The 655-nt window shown below is 67.3% G+C and carries 1 protein-coding gene; it reads right to left on the reverse strand.

Annotated elements, in window-relative coordinates:
• The coding region (locus ACYVKX_RS23330) for an IS630 family transposase (RefSeq protein ID WP_460836109.1) at window positions 1–655 on the reverse strand (655 nt) is incomplete at both ends.

Below are 655 nucleotides of genomic sequence, written 5' to 3' on the forward strand. Positions count from 1 at the left end.
GGTGACCTGTCCGGTGGCGATGTCGAGCGCGGCGAAGAGGGTGCTGGTGCCGTGGCGGTAGTAGTCGTGAGAGCGGCGCTCGATCCGACCCTCGGTCATCGGCAGGATCGGCACGGTTCGGTCGAGAGCCTGGATCTGGGACTTCTCGTCCACACACAGCACGATCGCGTTCTCGGGCGGGGCGAGGTAGAGCCCGCAGATGTCGGTCACCTTCCCGACCAGCTCGGGGTCGGTAGAGAACCTGAACGACTCGGCCTTCCACGGCTTGATCCCATACGAGCGCCAGGCCCGCTGGATCGTGGAGGCGCTGACCTTGATCCTGGTGGCGAGCAACTGGCTCGACCAGCGCGTCACCCCCAGCTTCTTCGGCGGCGGCTTCAACGTCTCAGCCACGATCGCACGGTGGTCGAGCTCGCGCGGACGACCGGGCTTGGGCGCGTTCGCCAGGCCTGCAATCCCACGCTCCTCGTAGCGACCGCGCCAGTTCAGCACCGTCGTCACCGTCGCGCCGGTCAGCTCCGCGATCCGCGTGTTCGCCTCACCGTCAGCGGCCAACAACACGATCCGCGCCCGCTTCGCGGCCGCGGCCCCGAACCGGTCCGATCGAGTCCACCTCTCGAGCAGTTCACGATCACCATCACGCAAGACCAGAGCA

The sequence above is a fragment of the Nocardioides hungaricus genome, from assembly GCF_054782915.1.